The sequence below is a fragment of the Kitasatospora sp. DSM 101779 genome (genome assembly GCF_025655475.1).
Taxonomy (GTDB): Bacteria; Actinomycetota; Actinomycetes; order Streptomycetales; family Streptomycetaceae; genus Kitasatospora.
In genome coordinates, this window is sequence record NZ_JAHTIK010000001.1 from 7,959,377 (window position 1) to 7,981,623 (window position 22,247).

A 22,247-nucleotide genomic window follows, 5' to 3' on the forward strand; every position below is an offset into this window, starting at 1 on the left:
GCCGAGCCCGCCATGCCGACGCCGCGGCGACCCTGGTGAAGTCCGGCAGCGTGGTCGGCGTCGGCGCCGGCACGACGACGAACGCGGTCGCCGAGCGCCTGCTGAACATTCCCGATCTGACCCGCGTCACGAATTCCCTGCCGATCGAGCAGCTTGCCGCGTGGTCCCCGATGCCCGCTCTGCTGTCAGCCCCGTGGTCGGTCCGCGGCACGGCCGTGCCGTGCCGGTCGGCCTTCGGGCGCTGACCTCGGCGGACCTCAACTTCCGTCGTTCGTACGGCATGTGACGGGGCGGTCAGCGGCGCGGGCGGCCACCGCCGGTCCGTGGTCACAAGCTGGTATCGGCCCTCCCGCCCCCTTGACGCTGCCATGCAACACGGGTGTCATATGTCGCATAGCGTTTGAACATGTTGGTTCTTGATGGATCTCGGAGTGTCGGCGTCGGCAGTCCGAGCGCACCTCCAGCGCCACCGTCGGCCATCGGCGTTCGATGACCGGCGCTTCCCCGCACCTGTTCACGCGCCGCCTCCGGCGCACGCTCGAAGGGGCTCCCATGTCTCGGACCACCACCCGAACCGCCGCCGTGGCGGGCCTGTTGCTCACCCTCGGTCTGGCCACCGCCTGTTCCACCGGCCAGGAGTCCGTGAAGGGCGGGGACGGCGCCGTGGCGCCGGTGAACGGCAGGATCTCGCTGACCTACCTGCAGAAGCAGGGCGACCAGGAGTACTTCGTGGGCGAGGCCGCGGGCGCCAAGGCCAAGGCCGCCGAACTCGGGATCGACCTGAAGGTGGTGAACCTCGGCAACGACGCCAACAAGACCGTCAGCGAGGTGCAGTCCGCGATCGCGCAGAAGACCAACGGCGTCATCATCGTCGTGCCCGACCCGGCCGTCGGCCCGCAGGTCGTCCAGACCGCCCGGGACGCCAAGGTGGCACTGCTGACCTCCGACGACCAGATCTGTGCCACCGGCCCGGACCCGGCGGCCTGCACCAAGGACGACCTCGTCGCCCGCATCGGCTTCTCCGGGCAGCAGATGGGTACCGAGGTCGGCAAGCGGGCCGCCGAGGAGTTCAAGAAGGCGGGCTGGAACCCGGCGGACACCCGCACCGTCTCCGCCTGGAAGCAGGACGTCACCGTCTGCGGCGACCGGGTGAAGGCCGCCAAGCAGGCCTTCACCACCGGGATCGGAGCCCAGGTGCAGAACATCGACGTCGCCACCGACAACACCCCCACCGGCGCCCAGGACAAGATCGCCGCCACCGTCACCGCCAACGCGAACGTCAAGCACTGGGTCGTCTGGGGCTGCAACGACGAGAACGTCCAGGGCGGCGTCACCGCCATGGAGAACGCCGGCATCGGAGCGGACGACGTCATCGGTGTCGGCCTCGGCGCCTACCTCGCCTGCAAGGACTGGAGCGGCAGCAAGCCCTCCGGGATGAAGGCCGCCCTGTTCATCAACGGCAAGGACGTGGGCGCCCTCGCCGTCCAGACCATGTACGACAGGCTCAAGAACGGCAAGGACTTCCCGAAGGAGGCCTTCGCGCCCACCACCATGGTCGACCCGACCACCTGGAAGACCGCCGGCGTCGGCTGCAGCTGACGCCCCACCGGGCCGGCCGCGTTCGTCCCCCTGGCGGCGGCCGGCCTCCTGCCGCCCCGGCCCGCGCCCTTGCCCGGAGAGCCGTCGGCCTCCACCCTCCCGTCCGCGCAGCTCCGCCGACCCTGCCCGCACGAATCGAAGGTGACCACATGAGCCGAGCCCACGACGAGAAGCCGAACCCCCGTCCGCCCGCTGCCCCGGCCCCGGGCGGCGCCGGCGTACAGGGGGTCTCCAAGCGGTTCGGTGCCGTGCAGGCCCTGGCGGGCGTCACCCTGGACTTCCCTGCCGGCCGGATCACCGCGCTGATGGGCGAGAACGGCGCCGGCAAGTCCACGCTGCTGAAGATCCTCGCCGGCGACCACCAGCCCACCGAGGGCAGCGTCGTCGTCGACGGCAGGCCCGTCCAGCTCGCCTCGCCGACCGACGCCCGCCGCACCGGCATCCGGATCATCCCGCAGGAACCCGAGATCATCCCGCACGTCTCGGTCGCCGAGAACGTCTACGCCGGCTCGCTGCCCCGCGCCGCCGGACGCCGTCTCGACCGCGCCGAGCTGCGCCGCCGGATCACCGCCGACCTGAAGCGACTCGGCTTCGACAAGGTCCTCGACCCCGACCTCCTCGGCTCGCAACTCACTCCCGCCCAGCGCCAGTTGGTCGAGATCATGCGGGCCCTCACCGGCGAGGCCAAGGTCATCGCCTTCGACGAGCCCACCTCCTCGCTCTCCGAGCACGAGGTCGACGCGCTGTTCGCCCTGATCCGCAGGCTCCGCGAGGACGGCGTGGCGGTCGTCTACGTCTCCCACCGCATGCAGGAGATCTTCCAACTCGCCGACCGCATCGCCGTGCTGCGCGACGGCGCGCTCGCCGGCGTCCAGGACGCCGCCACCACGAGCGAGGGCGAACTCGTCCGGCTCATGGTCGGCCGCGACCTGTCCGCGATGCTCTCCCGCCCGCACGTCGCCACCGACCGCCTGGTGCTCGACGTCCGGGGCCTCACCACCGACGACGTCCGCGACATCGACCTGCAGATCCACGCCGGAGAGGTCGTCGGCCTCGCCGGACTCATCGGCGCCGGACGCTCCGAACTCGCCCTCGCCCTCGCCGGTGACCTGCCCGTCCGCGCCGGCACCGTCACCCTCGACGGGGGTCGACTGCCCTCCGGAAATCCCGGCGCCGTGATCCGCGCCGGACTCGGCCTTGCTCCCGAGGAACGCAAGGCCCAGGCCCTCTTCCTGCACCGGTCGATCCGCGACAACACCTCCACCGTCGTCCTCGAACGCCTGCGCCGCTTCCGCTTCGTCCGCCGCTCGGCGGAGCGGGAGCTCGCGCAGGAGTACGCCGACCGGCTGCAGGTGCGCACCCCCTCGATCGAGCAGGAGGTCCGCAAGCTCTCGGGCGGCAACCAGCAGAAGGTCGTCCTCGCCCGCTGGCTCGCCCGCAAGCCCAAGGTCCTCATCCTGGACGAGCCGACCCGCGGCATCGACGTCGGCGCCAAGGCCGAGATCTACCGGATCATCGCCGACCTCGCCGCCGAGGGCGTCGCGATCCTCGTCATCTCCTCCGAACTCCCCGAGGTCCTCGGCCTCGCCGACCGCATCCTCGTCATGCAGAACGGCCGTATCACCGGCGAACTCGACCGGGCCGACGCCACAGAGGAAGCCGTCCTCAACCTCGCCATGGCCGACGACATCGCCCCTGCCACCCCCGGAGCCGCCGCATGAGCACCACCACCAACACGCCACCGGCCACCACCGGCAGCACCGAGGCGCGCAAGGGCGCCGGCCCCGCCGCGCTCCTCTTCTCCGTCGGCGGACAGAACCTCAGCCTGATCGGCGCGCTGGTCGTCGTCCTGGCTCTCTTCGGTGCCCTGAACGACAACTACCTCAGCATCTCCAACATCCAGGTGATCGCCGAGGCCGCCACCATCACCGGCCTGCTCGCCGTCGTGCAGACCGTCGTCATCATCTGCGGCGGCCTCGACATCTCCGTCGGCTCCCAGGCCGGCGTCGCCTCGGTCGTCAGCGCGATGGCCTTCACCGGGGCGGGCTCCAACGCCCTGGCCGGGATGGCGGCCGCCGTCGGCGTCGGCGTCGTCATCGGCATCCTCAACGGAGTGGTCATCGTCTACGGCCGGGTCAACCCCACCATCGCCACGCTGGCCGGCCTCGCCGCCTACAAGGGACTCGCCCAGCTGATCTCCAACGGCCGGGCCCAGGGCTACGTCCTCAACAACGACGTCTTCGTCTTCCTCGGCCGCGGAAAGATCGCCGGCCTGCCCGTCATGGTGTGGATCCTCATCGTCACCGCCCTCGCCGTCCACCTGCTGCTCAAGTACACCGATATCGGCCGCAACATCTACGCCATCGGCGGCAACGACACCGCCGCCCGGCTCGCCGGCATCGACATCAACAAGTACCTGGTGGCCGTGTACGCCCTGATCGGTGTCGTCGCCGCCGTCGCCGGCATCCTGCTCACCGCCCGCACCGGCAGCGGCCAGCCCACCTCCGGCAGCGAGGGCCTGGAACTCAAGGCCATCACCGCCGCCGCGCTCGGCGGCTGTGCGCTCAAGGGCGGCAAGGGTGGCATAGGCGGTACCCTGCTCGCCGTCGCCCTGCTCGGCTGCCTGGAGAACGGACTGACCGTCGAAGGCATCAACTCCTTCTGGCAGAACGTCGCCCAGGGCGCCCTGCTGGTCGTCGCCGTCGTCATCCAGCAGCGCCGCAGCGGCGAACGCGCCATCGGCCTGCCCGCCTGACACCGGCCGACCGGACGTCGATCTCCGTGCCGCCGCCGCGCGCCCGGCGGAGATCACTGCAGCCCGGCGGGACCCCACCGCATCAGACGTGGCGAAGTCCGGCGGATCCGACCCGCCGATCAACGCGCCGTACTGAATGGCCCTGCGGTACTTCCCGGACGGGCGGATCCTCGAGAGGCGCTCGATCTCGGCCACGGGCTACCCGGGCGCCACACCGCTGCCGGAGGCACCCGTCGGCCGCGCCCAGCTGCGGGAGCTGATGCTCCGGCCGGAGTTCTCCAGGCTCGACCCGGAGTCCTGGGCCGGCCGGCCGCGGGTCCGCACCCCCGTGGTGGACGGGGTGCGGACCCGCGGCGCACGCCGCGTGCCGACGCTCCGTCAGGCGGCCCGGTGGACGACCTCGCCGCCGAGCACGCCGAGCTCCACCCGGGCGTCCAGGAACGCCTCGGGCTCCAGTTCGAACAGGTCGTCGGAGACCACGACCAGGTCGGCGAGCTTGCCGGGCGTGAGGCTGCCGAGCTCGTGCTCCAGATGGACGGCGTACGCGCTGCCCAGGGTGTAGCCGCGCAGCGCCGTCGCCAGGTCGAGCGTCTCCTCGGGCATCCACGGGTCGCCGCCGGCCAGGCCGCGCCGGGTCACCGCGGTGTACAGACCGACCAGCGGATCCATCTCCGCGACGTTCCAGTCGCTGGACAGGGCGAGCACGGCGCCAGCCTGGTGCAGGCTGCGCATCGGCCAGGCCTTGTTCCAGCGGTGCTCGCCGACCGCCTCGGCCCAGTCCCGGCCGGGGCCGGCGATGTCCGGCGAACAGTGCCGGGGCTGCATGCAGGCGACGACGCCGAGTTCGGCGAAGCGCGGCACGTCGGCCGGGTCCAGGCACTCGACGTGGACGACCTGGTGCCGGGCGTCGTTCGGCCCGTTGACCGCCCGGGCGTGCGCCACCGCGTCCAGAACGGTGCGGATCCCGCGGTCCCCGGTGGCGTGCACGAAGGCCTGGAAGCCGGCCGCGTCCAGCCCGGCCAGCACCTCGGCGAACTCCTCCGGCGGATAGAAGGTCTCGCCGCGGTGGCTGTGGTGACCCGCGTACGGCTCCAGCAGCGCCGCGGTGTGCGGCTCCACCACGTCGTCGATGTACAGCTTCAGCGGTCCGACCCGGAACCGCTCGGAGCCGTGGCGGCGGGCGGCAGCGGCGAACGCGGCCAGGTCCTCCGCGGTCGTGCCGCGCGGGTGGAACAGCCCGGCGACCAGCCGGGACCGCAGCCGGCCGTCGGCGAGCGCCCGCTCGAACAGCGGCAGGTCGTCGAGGGAGTTCTGCGGCTCCACGACCGTGGTGATCCCGTACCGGGCGGCCATGTCGAGGCTGCCGGCCAGCCGCCGGTACTGCCGGTCCGGGTCCGCCCACGGCACGCCGGCCGCGCGCAGCGCCCGGTGGCCGTCCCGGGAGAGCCCGCGCACCGCGAAGTCGGTGAGGAATCCGGTCGGCTCGCCCGTCGCCGGGTCCTTCTGCACGGTGCCGTAGGCGGTCCGCACGGTGTCCCGGTCGATGCCGAGGCGGCGCAGCGCGGCCGTGTTCAGCCAGGCGGTGTGCACGTCGTAGCTGAGCACGAACGCGGGCCGGTCCCCGGTGAAGCGGTCCAGGTCGGCGGCGGTCGGCATCCGGCCGCCGGGGATCGCCGAGTAGTCGAAGGCCTCGCCCTCGATCCATTCGGCGTCCTGGTGGCTGAGCAGCCGGTCGGCGATCCGTGCGCCGATCTCGTCGATGCTGCCGGCGCCGGCGAGCTGGACGCAGTCGGCGTCGGAGCCCAGCCGGACGTGGTTGTGGCTGTCGACGAAGCCGGGCAGCACCAGCCGGCCGCGGGCGTCCACCGTCTCGGTGTCCGGGCCGGCGAACGCGCGCCAGCCGTCGCCGTCGCCGACCCAGGCGATCCGGCCGTCGCGGACGGCGACCGCCTCGGCGCGCGGACGGGCGTCGTCCACGGTGTGCACGTGGGCGTTGTAGAGGACGAGGTCGGCGGGGCGGGTCACGGCCGGGCTCCGTTCAGCGGGGCGTCGACGCCCACGGCGCCGTCGGGGTCGGGGCCGCCGGCCATGTCGGCGGGCAGGCTGAGCACCCAGTGGGTGGCGCTGCGCGGACGCAGGTAGGCGAACCAGTAGCAGGTGCCGGCGAGCAGCACGCCGCCGGTGATCAGCAGGTCGCGGACGGTCTGCTGGGTGAGCGCGTAGCCGAGGACGGCGATGGTGACGACCGGGACGGCCGGCCACAGCGGCATCCGCCAGGCGGGCACGGCGCGGTGCCGGGCGCGGCGGGCGGTCAGCGCCGCCCAGCCCAGCAGCAGGTAGATCACCGCGACGACGACGCCGGTGAATCCCAGCAGCGCGTCGATCGGCACCGCGAGGGCGAGCACCACGCCGGGCAGGCCGATCGCCAGGGTCGCGGCCCACGGCGAACCCCACCGGGGGTGCAGCGAGCCGAGCACCCGGTTGACCGGGTCGGGCCAGGTGCGGTCGCGGGCCGAGGCGTACAGCACCCGGCCGTTCTGCAGCACCATGACGATCACCGCGTTCAGGACGGCGGCGGCGATGCACAGGCTGACGAAGGTGCCGACGGTGCTGCCGGCCCAGGAGTCGACGATCGCCACCAGGTCGCCCTCGGCGAGCCGGTCCGGCGAATCGACGCCCAGGCAGATCGCGGCGACCGGCACGGTGATCAGCACGACACCGGCCAGCAGCGACCACAGCACCGTCCGGGCGACGGTGCGGCGCGGGTCGCGCAGGTCCTCGGAGAGGTACACCGCGGTGCCGAAGCCGTTGTAGGTGAACAGCGCGACGGCCAGGCCGGAGATCAGCAGGCCCGCGGTGAACGGGCCGGTGCCGCCGTGGCCGTCCGGGACGACCGCGTGCACCAGGCTGCCCAGCGGCTGGTGGACGTGGGTGAGCCCGAGCACGCTGACCACGGCCGCGGCGAGCACCTCCAGGCCGAGGAAGAGGCCGGTGATCAGCGCATTGGACTTGATGTCCAGGACACCGACGGCGACTGCGAGGGCCATGACCACGGCGCCCGTGACCGCCGGGTCGAGGGAGACCACGGACGACAGGTAGCCGGCCGTGCCGAGCGCGATGATCGGCGGGATCACCAGCAGCGACACCACGGAGATCACGAAGACCAGCCAGCCGGCGAGCCGGCCGAGCAGGTGCCCGACGATCGAGTACTCGCCGCCGGCGCTCGGGACGAGCGTGCCGAGCTCGGCGTAGCAGAACCCGACCCCGAGCGAGAGCAGCGCGGCGATCAGCAGTGTGGCGACCGCGCCGCTGCCCTGGGTCTGAAGCAGCGGCGGCACCACGATGAACAGTGAGGAGGCCGGGGTCACGCAGGAGAGGGTCAGCAGGACGCCGCCGAAGACGCCGAGCGAGCGGGGGAGCGCGGCGACGCCGCTCTGGGGGGATCTGGACATCAGCCGTCCCGGCAGGATGAGGGGGAGGGGGACGCCGGTCATTCAAGTCCCGGTGAAAACACCGCGTCAATGGCCTCCGGATGCATTTCCGCAGGGAATTTCCGCCTGATCCTGCGATTCCTAATCCCACACTGCGAGCTGCGACGGATCCGCCGGTCAGGCCGGGAGATCGTAGCTGTACGTCTCCTTCACTATGTCGAGGTGGTACCAGGACTCGGCACGGACCACGCCCGGCAGCGCGCGCAGCCCATCCAGGGTGCCGAGCAGGGCCGCCCGGTCGGCCGCGTCCACCCCGCAGACCACGTCGAAGCGGCCGTGGCCCGCCGCCACGTAGTTCACACCGGGCAGCCCGACGGCCAGCGCGGCCGCGTCCCGCGCACCGCCCCGCACCCCGAGCCCCACACCGACCGCCTCCCGCACCCCGAGCGCCTGCGAGGCGACCAGCCCGGTCACGTGCACGGCCCCCGACTCCAGCAGCCGCAGCACCCGGGCGCGGGTCGCCGGCTGCGACAGCCCCACCCGTTCGGCCAGTGCCGCGAACGAGGCCCGCCCGTCCACCTGCAGCAGACCGAGCAGCACCCGGTCCGTCTCGTCGACCGGTGGTGGCGGTCCCTCGGCCGGACGCGGCGTCACCGCCCCGCCCGGCAGCGGCGAGTAGGCGTCGCGCAGCAGCTCCGCGCAGCGGAACACCTCGATGCCGTGCACCCCCGGGACGCCGCGCAACGCGGTGAACTCGCGCTCCAGGGCACGGTCGTCGGCGACCCGGACCTCGGCCACCACCGCGCCGCCACCGGCCGTGCACGACACGAACGACGTGGCGGCCCGGGCCGCCGCGGCGACGGCGACCGGCCTCGCCGGGCCCTCGACCGCCAGCGACACATGGGCGACCGCCGTGATCCCGACCACCGACGGACGGACGATCCCCACCACCCGCACCGCACCGGACGCGGTCAGCCGGTGCACCCGTGCCCGCGCCGCCTCCCGGGAGACGCCGAGCAGCTCGGCCAGGCGCTGGTAGCTGACCCGTCCGTCCCGCTGCAGCTCGCGGACCAGCGCCGCATCCAGCCCGTCCAGCACCGCCGCCACACCCTTCCCACCGACCGGCCCCGGCGATCGCGCCCGCAACCGCCCCGCCGAGCGTAGCCCCGTCCCCGGGGCGGTCCCCGAGCAGCCGTCGGGCCGGCGCGGTGCCCGCGCCCCCTGCGCGCGTTCCCTCGCGGGCCCCTGCCGCGTTCTTCCTGTGTTCCGTCTTCCCGCGTTCCACCCGCTCGCGTGCCGCCGCCGTACCCGGTCGGCGGCGCCGGGCCCAGAGCCTGCGCCGAGGTCGCCATGTCCCGTCTCCCCCTCCCCTCGAAGCCGTCGGGCGCCGTCGCCGTCCTCGCCGCGATCGCGACCCTCGGCGCCTGCACCACCCAGGGCCCCGAGACCGGCCGGACGGGGAGGATCTCCGTCGCCTACATCCAGAAGCAGGGCGACCAGCAGTACTTCCGGGACGAGGCGGCCGGGGCGCGCGCACGGGCCGCCGAACTCGGCATCGACCTGGAGGTGGTCGACGTCGGCACGGACGCGGCCCGCACGATCGACGCCGTCCGCACAGCCGCCGCCCGGGGTGCGCGCGGCGTCGTCGTGGCGGTGCCCGACCCGGCGCTCGGGCCGCAGCTGGTGCGGCTCGCGCACGACGCCCGGATCGACCTGCTGGCCTCCGACGACCAGATCTGCGCCGACCTCGGCGACCCCGCCGTCTGCGCCCGGCAGAAGCTCGTGCCGCGGGTCGGCTTCAGCGGCAGCCAGATGGGCGAGGCGGTCGGCCGGCGCGCCGCAGTGGAGTACCGCAAGGCCGGGTGGAAGGCCGCGGACACCCGGATCGTCGCCGCGGCCAGGATGGACCTCAGCGTCTGCCGCGAGCGCATCGACGCCGCAAAGCTGGCCTTCCTGCAGGACGCCGGCCAGGTCCGCACCCTGAACGTCTCCACCGACAACACCCCGGACGGCGCCCGCAGCGCCGTCGCCGCCACCACGGCCGCGGAGTCGGGGAACCCCGAGCACTGGGTGGTGTGGGGCTGCAACGACGAGAACGTCGAGGGCGGCCTCGCCGCGCTGCGGGCCGCCGGAGTGCCCGAGGCCGACCTCATCGGGGTGGGGCTGGGCGGCTACCTCGCCTGCCGGGACTGGCAGGGCGGGGAGCACGGGCAGCGCTTCGCCATGCGCGCGGCCCTGTCGATCAGCGGCCGCGAGGTCGGCGCTCTCGCCGTCCAGACGATGTACGACAAGCTGAGGAGCGGCAGGCCCTTCCCGGCAGAGGCGTTCGCGCCCACCGCCATGGTCGATCCGGAGACCTGGCAGGCGTCGGGCGCCACCTGCGGCTGACCGGTCGCTCCTCGACGGTGGACCGATCGCCGGCCCGTACGGACGACAGTCGGTCCGTGCTCCCACCGGGCGGCCCCGACCTCGTCCGACCGGACCGGACCGGCCGGCCGGCTCGGTGCAGGGCCGCAGCACGCCGTACGCGCCTCTCACCGAGTTCCGGCACCGGGCTCGCGGCCAAGCCGCTCACCGGGCGCAGCTCACCGGATTCGCCGGCCGTGTGACGGCCTCCTGACTCCCCGGGGTCGGTCGCCGACGTCGGCTTCGGGACGGCCGGGTGACGGCGTACCTCGCCGGGCTCGGGCTGCCGGTGTTCGGGAGCGACCCGGTCTTCCACCGCCGCGGGCCCGAGCAAGTCGCCGAACTGCTGGTCGCCGCCGGCCTGCCGGTGATCTCCCGCACGCTGCGCGAGTGCGACGAGGACGGGCCCTTCCCGGAGAGGACCCCGCAGGCGCTCCTGGTGGCCCGCGAACCGCGTACGGCCACCGCACCATGACCGGCCGTCCGCCGGCGCGCGGCGCCCGGATCGAGGCGCGGCCCGGGCCGCTACCTGAGTAGGGGGCAGGGCGGCCGGGCCGGCGCAGGAGGGGTGTGACCCCTCCGCCACCGACGGTACGCGGCCGACGGCCGGACCGGCTCAGGCTCGCCGTTCGGCGGGCGGGTTCACCCGGCCGGCACGCGGACGAGCAGTCGCCGGACCGCCGCCTGTCCGTCGGGAGTGGATACCCGGTCGTCCTCCGCGACCAGGACCTGCGGGGACTGGTCGAACTGGCCCTGGCGTGTCCCGACGACCGCTCGGGCGCGTACGGGGCCCGAGGCCGTTCGGAACGCATCGGTCGGTCCCGGGTCCGCACTCCGGCGGCACGGACGCGGGGCGGAAGGCACCGGCCGCGAAAGCCCGGCTCCGGGGCGGGGGCGGGTTGCCGCCGGGTGAACCGCGGCCCTCAGGCCAGCCAGGCCCTGAGCACCGCGGCGAGGTCGGCCGCGGAGGACCCGGGCCGCTTCAGTTCCTCGGCCACCACGGACACCCGATCCTGGTCAAGCTTCACCGAGATCCCGCTGGCCAGCAGGTAGCCGTGCGCGACGGCCACCGCCACCCGGAGGTTCGAACGCTCCAGCCACGGCAGCCGGCCGAGGGTGTGGGCGAGCGCCGCAGCCCGGGCGAACGGGCCGTCGTAGACGTCCTGCCCGGCGATCACGGCCCGGTGCCGTTCGACGGCGGAGATCGCCACCCCGTAGTCCACCGGTGCCGGATCGCCCACCCCGGCGCGCTCGGCGACCTCCAGGATCCAGGCGAGATCGACGTGGAGGATCACGCCGCCTCGATCCCGTCGAGCAGGTCGCCGTACTCGTCCAGCACCTCCTGAGCCCCGGCCATGAAGACCTCGCGCAGCTTCTCGTTGTCGTCCCGGATCAGCTGCGCCACGTAGTCGTTCACGGGCATCCGGCGGGTCTCGGCCGCGTGCCTGGCCATCTCGGCGACGGTCTCGTCCATGCGGAGGTTCACCTGGGTCTTCGCCATACCGTCGAAGATAGCAGGTGATAGCAGCGGTGTGCAGGGGGCGGCCGGGCACCTGCCGGCCCGGTGGTCCCGCGACGGAAATCCCGGTCCGGGCCGACCCGCTGACCGGCCACAATGGTCGGCGCCAGTCGACGGTTCGTCTCCGGTGGACAGGAGACAGGAGAGATCTTGACACGCCCCGCCGCCCGCACGGCCCCGGTACTGATCACGCTGCTCCTCGCGGCCGGCTGCTCCTCCCCCCACATCCTCGCCCGCAGCTCCGCCCACGCCGGCCTCGGCCGGTACGAGCACCGCCGCCGCGGCCACGGCACTGCCGTCCGCACGGCCCACCGCGCCGTGGCGGACCCTCGCACCGCTGTCCCGCGAACAGTCGACGGGCCTTCCGCTGTCGGTCGAGGACCTGCCGCCGGGCATCACCGCCGAGCCCGTCCGCAGTCCCTCCGAGGCGGAGGACGAGGCGACGGCCGAGGCGGCACGTCAGGATCCGGTGTGCGCGCCCGTCCTCGCCGCCCTGTTCAAGGAGTCGTCCGCATCGGTTTCGCGGACGTACGCCGTCACGGGAACAACGTCCTCGGGGGCCGCACGCTGGTGGGCCTGGCCGGCGTCGCCCGGGGCAGGGAACGCTTCGAGGCCCTCGCCTCCGCCGTGAACGGCGGGCGTTGCACCGGCTTCCGGCTGGCGAGCGGTCCGCATGCACGGGTCGAGGCGGTCGGGTCCGACGGGCTGGAGGCGCCGGCGGTCGGCTTCCGGATCATCTCCGACGCGGGCGCGCAGACATCCGTCGGGGAGTCACCCGGGTCCACCTCTACGCGGCCGTCGGCGACAACCGCGCCCTCTTCCTCACCGTCGACGACGCCGCGAACGCGCCCGCCCTGCGCACCGACCCGGTGGACGCCCAGATCCACCGGCTCGTCACCGCCGCGACCTCCCCGAACGCCTCCGCCGCCGTGCCTCGCTGACGACGGCCCGGTTGCCTGCGGCGCCTCGCAGGGCCGGGCCCGGGGGCTGTCGGCGTGCTGCCGTACGCTCACGGCCGAAGATCATCGGTGCGGACGGGGGAGCAGGACATGGGGACGAGCGCGTGGCAGCCGGCCGGGTTCCCGGCGCGGCTGGCGGAGCATCAGGACGTGCTCACCGAGGTCGCCCGGGTGTACGGGACGGAGGACGGCGCGGGGCCGGAGGAGTGGGCGGCGAGGCTGCGGTTCGCGGCCCTGATGCGGGGCGACCGGTCGCTCGCCCGGTGGCTGGACGGCCTCGGCCTCGCGATGCCCTGGCGGGTGGTGTGGGCGCACTGGCGGCCGATCGAGATGTGGGACACCCGCGGCATCGCGCCCGGCTGGACCGGTCCGGTGGAGCTGCACGGCTTCCGGGCCGGCGGGAGCGAGGTGTGCCTGCAGTCGCGCTACGACCACACCTACCGGTGGTACGACCTGGAGAGCGGCGCCCCGCTCGGCGGGCCGTCGCCGGACGAACCGGCGCACGTGGAGCCGCCGGCCGTGGAGGAGTCGCCGCTGGACGCCGGCGAACCGTTCTACGCGATGGCCGAGATCACCGTCACCCGGGCCGGAGCGACCTCCGTCCACGCGATCTACCCGGTGGCCCACGACGAGGAGATCCACGTGCTGCCCGGGGAGCGGGTGCTGCTCGCGGGCTACAGCGGCGCCGCACTGATCGACTTCGGCCCCGCAGCCGCAGCCGCAGCCGCAGCCGCAGCCGCGGGCGAGGTCGCGGGCACGGGCACCGGGCAGGACCCGGACGGCGGCTCGCACCACCGGGAGACCGCGCCCAACCTGCTGCCCCGGGACGCCTGGTGGGACATCGCACGACTCACGCCGGAGGACGTGCAGCCGTACTACCGGGGCCTGGTCCTCGCCGACCCCGTGCAGCTCGCCGAGGCGACCGGCGGCGCGGACACGGCGCGGGCACTGGCAACGTTGGGACTGCCCAGGATCTCGGCGCTGGGCTGGCTGGACACCGACCGCGCCATGGCGGAACTCGCCGTCACGGACGGCCGCCTGGTGATCGCCCACGTCCACGGCGAGCCGGCCCTCTGGGTCGACCTCCCCACCGGCCGGGTCCTCGACTCCTCCGGCGACACCGTCAACACCTCGCTCACGGCCTTCGCCGCCTGCCTCGCGATGAGTGACTGGGCGCTCAGCCTGTCGGTGGGCCGCACCGTCCGGGGCGACGACGAGTTCCGCGAGCACTACGCCTTCCTCGCTTACGTGCGAGCCTCGCTCGCCCGGATCGATCCGGCCGCAGCCGCCGCGGCGGAGGACGACGAGTGGTGGTGGCGGGGCCAGACGGAGGACCACTGCTACTCGCTGGAGGCCTGACGCCGCCCCGGCGCGTGCCGAGCGGGACCGGACGCGGAGCGGTGCTCCCGCACCTGGACGCGGCGTTCCGTGCGATCAGCTGATGAATCGTCCGCCAGGGGGAACGGTTCGCGTGGGAACCAGCCGGTTCGCACGGTGCCGTTCGATGATGCTGCCGTCACCCGCACGGGTCTGCGGTCCCCAGTCCCGTCCCGCGGCTGCCGCGGCCCGTGCGTACTCGAAGGAGGCATCCCTTGTCCGACCAGGACGAGAAGGCGGAGCAGGGCGTCGGCGCGTTCACCCTCACGGCCCCGCTGGACTCCACCGCCCCCACCCCGCTCCCGTATCCGGTACCCACGCCCGACGAGGAGTGGCAGCTGCCGAACGGCTTCGCCCACGTCTTCTACGGCGAGGGCAACCAGGGCATCACCCGCCCCGTGATCATCGCCGACGGCTTCAACCTCGGCCGCAGCGACCTGAAGTGGCTCTACGCCGGTCTCGACCGCGACCACCCCTTCCTGAGCGAACTCCGCCGGCGCAGGCGGGACGTGGTGCTCCTCGGCTTCGAGGAGCGCTCCGCCTCGATCCTGGCCAACGCCGAGGCCGCGACAGCCTGCATCATGCGGACCAACGCCCAGCAGCTGGGCTCGGCCGCGCTGACGGTGGGCGGCTTCAGCATGGGCGGCATCATCACCCGCTACGCCTTGGCGCGGATGGAGATGCAGCGGATGGACCACCGCGCGCGGCTGTACTTCTCGTACGACAGCCCGCACCGCGGCGGCGTCGTGCCGATCGGACTCCAGGCGTTCTCGCACTTCATCCCCGTACCCAACGACTTCGCGCGGCAGATGGACAGCCCGGCCGCGCGGCAGATGCTCTGGCGCCACTACGACCCGGCCACCGGGACGATCGGGGTGGCCCCGGAGCGCATCGACTTCCTGAAGCAGTTGGAACGGGTCGGCGGCTGGCCGCGCATCCCGCGCCTGATCGGCGTCGCCAACGGCCGCGGCGACGGCACGGGCCTGGCCGTCGAGCCCGGCGACATCACCCTCACCGTCAACCGGATCTACCCCGGCACCACCTTCTACGCCCAGGCGCAGGGCGAGAACATCGTCGTCGCCGAACTCAAGCGCCGCTTCCCCAAGGCCGAGAAGACCATCACCACCAGCGGCTTCCCCGAGCTCGACGGCGCCCCCGGCGGCACGCTGCGGTCCTACGGCATCCTCGCCGACATGCTCCGGAAGTTCGGGGCCCAGGTCGACCTGCGTCACGAGAACGTCTGCTTCGTCCCCTCCGTCAGCGCGGTCTCCATCCGCGACATCGACGACAACAAGGACCTGTACGCCAACATCGACGCCCTCGACCCGACCGAGAGCGACCTCGACGACTTCCTCTGTTCCAGCACCACCACCGAGCACACCGCCGTCACGAGCGAACTCTGCGAGTGGCTCCTGGACCGCCTGCCGGACTGACCCGCCCCACACCTCGGACCGAAAGGCGCGCCCGTCCTTGAGCGGGCGCGCCGCCGGCGTTCCCGATCCGGCCGCGCGAAATGCCGCGGGCGGCCCGTGGCCGGTTCTCGAGAAACCGGCACCGGCGGGACACACAACGGTACCGAGGGCGGGGGGCGGAAAAGCGATTGCCCGCCGTGACGGCCGTGCGGCAGAGTGGGCACATCGCGCCGCACAGGCCAAGGAAGGAGCGCGAACATGAACGCCGTCGTCCGTGTCCAGTCGTATCAGCGCTCCTCGAGTTCCCGGACCAGCGGGACGCCCTCGTAGTGCGCTGACCGGCGATGTGCCGGGTCGCCCACGGGGATCGTCCCCCGCCGGGCGGCCCTTTTCCGTGCGCCCGCACTGCCGGATGGTGCAACTGGCAGCACACCTGACTCTGGATCAGGAGGTTCGAGGTTCGAATCCTCGTCCGGCGGCGCAGCACCGGGAGAGTTGGCCGAGTGGTAAGGCAGCGGCTTGCTAAGCCGTGGTCGGGGTCACACCCGCGCGCGTTCGATCCGCGCACTCTCCGCGTACATGACGGCACTTTCTCCACCAAGGGCGAGCTGGGCAAAGGAGAGCCCAAGGGCCTGTAAAGCCCCCGCTTCGGCTGTGACGGTTCGAATCCGTCCTCGCCCACTCCGGATCACGCCGCTGACGGTCCGTCCCCGCTCCGTGGACGGCAGACGGTGGACCGGCTGTGCCCTGCGTGGTGGTCGGTGCCGTTCACGGGCCGGCAGGCCGGCGCATGCCGAGAACGGTGTCGGCGGACCTCGACGACCGGGTCGATCCGGATGTCCGCGGCGGTCGGCGGCTCGTGCCCGGGACCCTGCCGGGAAGCCTGCGCCGTCGCGCGCGGCGAACGGGCTCGGGCCGGAGACGTCCGCGCCGGCGCCGACTGCGCCGGGAGCCGGGGGAGGCGGTCGGCATCCGCGGGCGACCCCGGTGGCGTCTGATGGAACGTCAACTCCGGCCCTCACTACCCCAAACGGTTGGCCAAGGGAGGTGGATCCCGCAAATGGGCGGGAACGGGCGGCGGGTGACCACCTCCGTTCACGTTTCAAGCACAAGCTCTCGCATGAATCAACTCAACAACCATTGTGGCTACGCATGTTCGAAGGTAGAGTCCCGGTTCGCCGAGCGCGAAGCTGCTCGTGAGCATTCAATTTGGGGCGGGCATGTCAAAGATTCGAGGCGTCAATGGGGTCGCCCTCGACCTGTTTGACGCGTTCACGGAAATCGCGGGGCGATTTCCCGAACGTCCGGCGATCGTGCACGGCCGCCACGCCGTGAGCTACCGCCGGCTGCAAGAACTGGCGAACGCCCTGGCAGCGCGCCTGGGACCGGAGCCGGGGGTGGTCGCCGTGGAGGCCACCCACACGCCGGGAACGGTCGTGGCGCTGTTGGGGGTTCTGGCGGCGGGCGGTGCCTACTGCCCCGTCGATCCGGCCTTCCCGATCGAGCGCCGGCAGGCGATGGCGAACGCGGCGGGATGCCGCACAATGGTGGCACCGGACGGCGGCTCCGCAGCCCGACTCGGCCTGGAATTAGTGGAGTTAGGCCCACTCGACGACTTCGCGGCGGACCCGCGGAGAAACCCGGGGGCCGACCCGTCGGATTCCCCGGCCGACGGCGATCCGTCCGTGCCGAACGGGCCCGGGGCGCCGGCCCCGCACGCGGTCCGAGGCGTCCACCGGGCCGACGCACCCGCCTATGTCCTCTTCACCTCGGGGTCCACCGGGCAGCCGAAGCCCGTTGCCACACCCCGCCGGGCCGTGTCCGCCACCGTGCACTCACTGCGCGGACTCTTCGGCCTGGCCCCCGAGGACCGGGTCCTGCAGTTCGCCTCGCTGAACTGGGACACCAGCCTCGAGGAGATCCTGCCGACGCTCACCACCGGAGCGGCCCTCGTCCTCGACGACGAGGCGCACTCGGGGTCCTTCCCCCGCTTCCTGCGGATGGTCGAACGCGAGCGGATCACCGTCCTCGACCTGCCCACCGCCTTCTGGCACGAACTCGTGCTGCACCTCGCCGAGGACGGGCTCGCGCTGCCCACCTGCCTGCGCACCCTCGTCATCGGCGGCGAGGCGGCCGGTCCCGCCCGGCTGGCCGACTGGAGCCGGCTCGACACCGGCCGGATCCGCCTGGTCAACACCTACGGCTGCACCGAGACGACCATGATCACCCATGCGGTCGACCTGCACGGCCCCGAGGCGCCGGCGGACGGGCCCGTCTGGGACGGCACGGCGCGGGCACCGCTCGGCCGCCCACTGCCGCATGTCGTACAACTCATCGGGGAGCAGGGAGAACTGCTCATCGGCGGACCCGCGGTCGCGCTCGGCTACGTCGGGCTGCCGGAGGTCACCGAGGCCCGGTTCACCGTCATCGACGGCGAACGGTACTTCCGGACGGGTGACCGGGTCGCCGCCTCGGCGGACGGCACGCTCACCCACCACGGGCGGCTGGACGGCGAGATCAAGGTGCGGGGCATCCGCGTCGACCCCGCCGAGGTGGAGGCGCACATCGCCGGCCACCCCGGCGTGGCCGCCGTCGCGGTGGCCGGGGCGACCCTCGCAGGTCGCTCGGTGCTGGTCGCCTACGTGGTGCCCCGCGCCGCCGCCGAGGGCCGCACCCTGGACGCCGACGTCCTGTCGTACCTCCGCGGCAAGGTTCCCGCGCACCTGGTACCCAGCCGGATCACCGTCGTGCCCGCCCTCGTGCACACCGCGAGCGGCAAGGTGGACCGGGCCGCCTCGCACCGGCGGCACTCCTCGCCCGCGGGCGCGGCGCGCACCACCCCGGTCGCCGCCCGCACCTGACCCGGCACCCGCACACCGGGCCCCACCCGCCGGGCGCCCACCCGCACCAACCGCACTGCCCGCACCGTCCGGCCCGCACGACACCGCGCACCCGCACGCCATCGCGCACCCGCACGTCGCTGTGCCACCCGCACGCCCTCGCGTCACCGCGTTACCCGCACGCCATCGCGCCACCGTCTGCCATCGCGCCACCGTCTGTCACCGCGCCACCCGCACCTCACGAAGGCCACCCGCGCAATTGCCGGCTCCACCGGCACACCACCTGCGCCACCCGCACACGGCACCCCGACGCACCGCACCGCCGCCGTCCGACACCCCGGAACGCGGCACCGACGCACAGCACCGCCGTGCCCGTAACCCGGCACCGCGGCGCACGACCAGGTCAAAGGAGACCTCCCATGAGCGTTGACACCACCGACGCCGCCGGCGCACCCGCCGACCCCGGCGCCCCGGCCGGTACCGGCAACGGGACCGACGGAGTGGCGGCGATCTTCCGACGCGTGCTGGAGACCTCCGACGTCACGGCCGACTCCGACTTCTTCCAACTCGGCGGCGACTCGCTGATCGCCACCCGGGTGCTGAGCGCGATCGCCCGCCACCACGGGGTGGAGCTCTCGTTCGAGGACTTCCTGCTCGCCCCCACCCCCGCGGGCCTGGCCCGGGCGATCGAGGCCGCCCGATGAGCGGCACCGACCACCTCGCCGGCGACCACCCGGACCGGTCCGGAGCCCCGCGCACGACCAGCGCGGTCGTCGTCGGCGCCGGGCTCGCCGGGCTCACCGCCGCGGCCGGACTGACGGCGCACGGCGTCGAGGTCACCGTGCTGGAAGCCCGCGACCGGGTCGGCGGACGCATGCACGGCCTCCAGGTCGCACCCGGCGGCTGGGTCGACGCCGGCGCCGCCTACCTGGGCGAACGCCACACCGGACTCCTCGCCCTGATGGCCGACCTGGGCCTCAAGACCACGCCCACGACGATGCTCGGCGCCAGCCGCTTCGCGCTCGGGGCCGAGGACGCCACCCGCGACGGCCGTTTCCCGCCGCTGAACGCCGTCGCGCTCGGCGACATGTTCGAGCTGCTGGACGAACTCACCGCCTCCGTGCGGCCGGACGCGCCCTGGCTGACCCCGGACGCCGTGCGGCTCGACACCACGACCGCCGCCGCATGGGCGGACCGGCACCTGACGCACCCGGACGCCCGGCTGTTCTTCCCGCTCTTCCTGGGCGAGATGATGGCCGCCGACCCGGCCGACGTCTCCGTCCTGCACATGGCGTTCTACCTGCGCTCCGGCGGCGGCATCCGCTACCTCAACGCCTTCGAGGGCGGCGCCCAGCAGGACCGGGTCGCCGGCGGCGCCCACCTGGTGTGCGAGCGACTGGCCGAACGGCTGGGCCCGCGGGTGCGGCTCGGCGCGCAGGTCACCGCCGTCCACCAGGACGAGGGCGGGGTCACCGTGCACGCCACCGGCGGTCCGTACCGCGCCGACGTCGCGGTGATCGCCGTGCCGCCGCTGCTGGCGGACGCCGTCGAGTTCCGCCCGGCGCCGCCCGTGGGCCGCGCCGGCGAGCGGACGGCCCGCGGCTGCGCGGTCAAGGTCAACCTGGTCTACCCTGCGCCGCTCTGGCGGGAGCACGGGCTCTCCGGCTGGTCGGTGAACGCCGAGGGCCCGCTGCTGTCGACCGTCGACGACTCGCCGGCCGAGGGCGGGGTCGGCGTGCTGACCGGCTTCGTCACCGGCAGCGAAGCGCACCGCTTCGCCGCGCTCGACCCGGTGCGCCGGCGCTCGGCGGCGGTCGCGCAGGCCGCCCGACTGTTCCCGATGCTCCCGGAACCGATCGGCTTCCATGTGACGGACTGGGTGAACGAGCCGTACAGCCGCGGCTGCTACGCGGCCCTGTTCGGACCGGGGGACTGGCTGCGCAACGGGCCGAGCCTGACCGCGCCGCACGGCCGTGTCCACTGGGCCGGCACCGAGACCAGCACCGAGTTCTTCGGCCTGATGGAGGGCGCCGTCCGATCCGGCCACCGGGTCGTCGCGGAGATCACCGCCCGCTAGGGCTTGTCCGACCCGCAGGCCGCGGCGGCGCCTCCGGACCACTCGCAGACCGGGCGCCACCACCGCCCCCACCCGCGCCGATCGGCCCACCTGCACCTCCGTCGGCGCCATCCGTCAACGAATCTGACGAAACGTCAGATCATTCGCCCACTCCAGGAGAGCGACATGAGCGAGCAGACGTCCATCGCCCCCCTCGCCGCCCGGCAGCAACTGATGACCGAGCCCGAGCTCGGCGCCGGGAACTTCCTCGACCACGCCATCGCCGCCAACCCCAACCGGGCGGTGCCGTACCTCTACACCCACCGCACCGACCACCGCGGTGCCGTCGTGCTGCGCGGCCACAGCCTGCTGGACGTCGCCGCGCTCCGCGACCGGTACGCCGCCTGGTACCTGGCGAACGGGGTCCGCCCGGGCGAGCCGGTCGGCATCGTCGTCGGCGAGGGCATGGAACCGCTGCTGCACTTCCTCGCCCTCACCGCGCTGGGCGCCGTCCCCGCGCTGATCAACGACGCCATGCGGCACGACGTGATGGTGCGCTACCTCGACCACGTCGGCGTGGTCGGCGTCGTCGCGGACGACCCGACCCGGCTGGCCGCCGCCTACCGCGAGGACCCGCAGCGCCGCCCGCGGTTCATCGCGATGGCCGCCGAGATCCAGGCCTTCGACGCCTCCAAGGTGCAGCTGCCCGAGCAGTACCCGTACCGCCACGCCGCCGAGGACGTCGTCGCGCTGATCCACTCCTCGGGCACCACCGGCACACCGAAGTCGACCATGCTGGCGCACCGCCAGTTCTGGGACGGCAAGCAGCCGCGGATGGTGCGCTTCCCCGCGGAGCCGTACGACCGGCTGATGTCGCTGATGCCGCACACCCACGCGGGCGGCCTCAGCTACTTCCTCACCGCCACCCTGCTCGGCCTGCCGACCGTGGTGCTGTCCGACTGGCGGCGCGCCGTCGTGGAGCCGGTCATGGAGGCATTCCGGCCGACCATGGTCGCCTCCTTCCCGCGGACCTTCGTCGAACTGGCCACCGGCGAGCTGCCCGTGGCCGGCGCGGCGAAGGTGCACTCCTGGTTCAACACCGGCGACAGCGCCCACCACGGGCACATCCGGCGCCTCGTCCAGCTCGGCGAGCGCCCGGCCGGGCTGATCAAGCCCTGGCTGCTGCCGCAGGAGCAGGCCGAGCAGCCCGCCCTGCCCGGCTCGCAGTTCATCGACGGCCTCGGCTCCTCCGAGATGGGCATGGCCCTGTTCGGCCAGGTCACCACACCCGAGTCCGTCCGCAACGACCGCTGCGTCGGCAAGCCGCTGGAGGTGGTGACCCGGGCCGCCGTGCTCGACGAGAGCGGCGAGGAGGTGCCCGACGGCACCGTCGGCATGCTCGGCGTCGTCACCCCGTCCCGGACGCCCGGCTACTGGAACAACCCGCGGCTGACCGCCACCTTCGAACTGTCCGGGTACTGGCTCACCGGCGACGTCGCCCGCCGCGACGCCGACGGCGCCTTCTACCACCTCGACCGCACCGTCGACGTCATCGACACCGCCGACGGCCCCGTCTACAGCCTGCCGATCGAGGAGGTCCTGCTCGCCGACTGCGACGACCTGGTGCAGGACTGCTCGGTGGTCGGCGTCCCCGGCGCCGCAGGGGAGGGCCAGCGGCCCGTCGCCGTCGTCCGCCTGCAGGCCGGTGCCGCGCACGCCGGCGCCGAGGACGTGCTGCTCGCGGCCAACAAGGCGCTCGCCGACACCGGGCTCGCCGCGCTCGCGGCCGTCAGCATCGCCCGGACCCCGGAGGACTTCCCGCTCGGGCCCACCGGCAAGGTGCTCAAGCGCGAACTCCGCACCCGCTTCGCCACCCTCTTCACCGGCCAGTAG

17 protein-coding genes and 3 tRNA genes are annotated in these 22,247 nt (G+C 73.5%); 15 read left to right on the forward strand and 5 right to left on the reverse strand.

The genetic code is table 11. The features are described from left to right. The first annotated feature begins 35 nt into the window (after positions 1-35). From KSNIM_RS36495 to KSNIM_RS36510, 4 genes are all read left to right on the forward strand, one after another. Positions 36-245, forward strand: a complete 210-nt coding sequence (locus KSNIM_RS36495) for a hypothetical protein (protein ID WP_263107474.1) — start codon at positions 36-38, stop codon at positions 243-245. A gap of 307 nt (positions 246-552) precedes the next feature. Further along, positions 553-1,599: a substrate-binding domain-containing protein gene (locus KSNIM_RS36500; RefSeq protein WP_263107475.1), complete on the forward strand. Its 1,047-nt coding sequence runs from the start codon at positions 553-555 to the stop codon at positions 1,597-1,599. A 149-nt stretch (positions 1,600-1,748) separates the two neighbouring features. Then, on the forward strand, positions 1,749-3,320 hold the full coding sequence (locus tag KSNIM_RS36505; RefSeq protein ID WP_263107476.1) for a sugar ABC transporter ATP-binding protein: 1,572 nt from the start codon (positions 1,749-1,751) through the stop codon (positions 3,318-3,320). Then, the gene (locus tag KSNIM_RS36510) at positions 3,317-4,354 is read left to right on the forward strand and encodes an ABC transporter permease (RefSeq protein ID WP_263107477.1); all 1,038 of its coding nucleotides are present in this window, start codon (positions 3,317-3,319) and stop codon (positions 4,352-4,354) included. Before KSNIM_RS36505 ends, KSNIM_RS36510 begins: the two co-directional genes overlap by 4 nt. Positions 4,355-4,732: 378 nt before the next feature. On the opposite strand, the gene KSNIM_RS36515 is transcribed toward KSNIM_RS36510, so the two are convergent. The 3 genes from KSNIM_RS36515 to KSNIM_RS36525 all read right to left on the reverse strand — a co-directional run bounded on the left by KSNIM_RS36515 (position 4,733) and on the right by KSNIM_RS36525 (position 8,883). Next, the gene (locus KSNIM_RS36515; protein ID WP_263107478.1) at positions 4,733-6,379 is read right to left on the reverse strand and encodes an amidohydrolase; all 1,647 of its coding nucleotides are present in this window, start codon (positions 6,377-6,379) and stop codon (positions 4,733-4,735) included. After that, on the reverse strand, positions 6,376-7,806 hold the full coding sequence (locus tag KSNIM_RS36520) for an APC family permease (protein WP_263107479.1): 1,431 nt from the start codon (positions 7,804-7,806) through the stop codon (positions 6,376-6,378). The genes KSNIM_RS36515 and KSNIM_RS36520 overlap by 4 nt, the downstream gene beginning before the upstream one ends. Positions 7,807-7,962: 156 nt before the next feature. Next, the gene (locus KSNIM_RS36525) at positions 7,963-8,883 is read right to left on the reverse strand and encodes an Lrp/AsnC family transcriptional regulator (protein ID WP_263107480.1); all 921 of its coding nucleotides are present in this window, start codon (positions 8,881-8,883) and stop codon (positions 7,963-7,965) included. Positions 8,884-9,135: 252 nt separating this feature from the next. Between KSNIM_RS36525 and KSNIM_RS36530 the strand changes: the two genes are divergently transcribed. Both KSNIM_RS36530 and KSNIM_RS36535 read left to right on the forward strand, forming a co-directional pair. Beyond that, positions 9,136-10,173, forward strand: coding sequence for a substrate-binding domain-containing protein (locus KSNIM_RS36530; protein WP_263107481.1), 1,038 nt, complete (start codon positions 9,136-9,138; stop codon positions 10,171-10,173). A 274-nt stretch (positions 10,174-10,447) separates the two neighbouring features. Further along, the gene (locus KSNIM_RS36535) at positions 10,448-10,666 is read left to right on the forward strand and encodes a hypothetical protein (protein WP_263107482.1); all 219 of its coding nucleotides are present in this window, start codon (positions 10,448-10,450) and stop codon (positions 10,664-10,666) included. A gap of 448 nt (positions 10,667-11,114) precedes the next feature. Here KSNIM_RS36535 and KSNIM_RS36540 read toward each other — a convergent pair whose 3' ends face one another. Together KSNIM_RS36540 and KSNIM_RS36545 are read right to left on the reverse strand one after the other, a co-directional pair. After that, positions 11,115-11,486 (reverse strand): fic family toxin-antitoxin system, toxin component, encoded by a 372-nt coding sequence (locus KSNIM_RS36540; protein WP_263107483.1) that lies wholly within the window; start codon positions 11,484-11,486, stop codon positions 11,115-11,117. Beyond that, positions 11,483-11,692: a hypothetical protein gene (locus KSNIM_RS36545; protein WP_263107484.1), complete on the reverse strand. Its 210-nt coding sequence runs from the start codon at positions 11,690-11,692 to the stop codon at positions 11,483-11,485. The genes KSNIM_RS36540 and KSNIM_RS36545 overlap by 4 nt, the downstream gene beginning before the upstream one ends. 1,067 nt (positions 11,693-12,759) lie before the next feature. Between KSNIM_RS36545 and KSNIM_RS36550 the strand changes: the two genes are divergently transcribed. The 9 genes from KSNIM_RS36550 to KSNIM_RS36590 all read left to right on the forward strand — a co-directional run bounded on the left by KSNIM_RS36550 (position 12,760) and on the right by KSNIM_RS36590 (position 22,247). Further along, positions 12,760-14,028, forward strand: a complete 1,269-nt coding sequence (locus tag KSNIM_RS36550; protein ID WP_263107485.1) for an SUKH-4 family immunity protein — start codon at positions 12,760-12,762, stop codon at positions 14,026-14,028. A 233-nt stretch (positions 14,029-14,261) separates the two neighbouring features. Further along, entirely contained in the window at positions 14,262-15,479 is a 1,218-nt protein-coding gene (locus KSNIM_RS36555) for a hypothetical protein (protein WP_263107486.1), read from the forward strand. Between the two features lie 385 nt (positions 15,480-15,864). After that, positions 15,865-15,937 (forward strand) — tRNA-Gln (locus tag KSNIM_RS36560). 10 nt (positions 15,938-15,947) lie between these two features. Continuing rightward, positions 15,948-16,032 (forward strand) — tRNA-Ser (locus tag KSNIM_RS36565). Between the two features lie 27 nt (positions 16,033-16,059). Next, a tRNA-Tyr gene (locus KSNIM_RS36570) sits at positions 16,060-16,139 on the forward strand. 539 nt (positions 16,140-16,678) lie between these two features. Beyond that, entirely contained in the window at positions 16,679-18,319 is a 1,641-nt protein-coding gene (locus KSNIM_RS36575; RefSeq protein WP_263107487.1) for an amino acid adenylation domain-containing protein, read from the forward strand. 398 nt (positions 18,320-18,717) lie between these two features. Continuing rightward, the gene (locus KSNIM_RS36580; protein WP_263107488.1) at positions 18,718-19,002 is read left to right on the forward strand and encodes an acyl carrier protein; all 285 of its coding nucleotides are present in this window, start codon (positions 18,718-18,720) and stop codon (positions 19,000-19,002) included. Continuing rightward, complete coding sequence (locus KSNIM_RS36585; protein WP_263107489.1) at positions 18,999-20,375, forward strand: flavin monoamine oxidase family protein; 1,377 nt, start codon at positions 18,999-19,001, stop codon at positions 20,373-20,375. Before KSNIM_RS36580 ends, KSNIM_RS36585 begins: the two co-directional genes overlap by 4 nt. A gap of 165 nt (positions 20,376-20,540) precedes the next feature. After that, positions 20,541-22,247, forward strand: a complete 1,707-nt coding sequence (locus tag KSNIM_RS36590) for a class I adenylate-forming enzyme family protein (RefSeq protein WP_263107490.1) — start codon at positions 20,541-20,543, stop codon at positions 22,245-22,247.